The organism is Thermoplasma sp., from assembly GCF_023256435.1.
In the GTDB taxonomy this organism is placed as follows: domain Archaea; phylum Thermoplasmatota; class Thermoplasmata; order Thermoplasmatales; family Thermoplasmataceae; genus Thermoplasma.
The window spans coordinates 33,792-34,063 of sequence record NZ_JAGDXM010000039.1; the positions used below are offsets into that span (position 1 = coordinate 33,792).

Annotated in this window: 1 pseudogene; it reads left to right on the forward strand. The window is 41.5% G+C overall.

Annotated elements, in window-relative coordinates:
* A pseudogene (locus Q0C15_RS05055) lies at positions 1–272 on the forward strand (APC family permease); the annotation flags it as partial.

Below are 272 nucleotides of genomic sequence, written 5' to 3' on the forward strand. Positions count from 1 at the left end.
TCGGAAAGTTCACGTCTCTTTCAAATTACGTTTTCTATATATTCTGGCAGACTACGAACTTCTTTGCCATGTCCGCGATCATTGTCGATACAGTGGATGAGCTATATAACTACATGATCCCAATATGGGGCTGGTTGCTCATAGGCATAGTGGTCTTGATGCTGACCAATCTGATGAGCTCTCTTCATCCAAAATTGTTGAGCCGGATACTTATATATATAACGGTGGCGACCACGATACTTGTCGTGATCTTTATAGCATATGTTATCGCA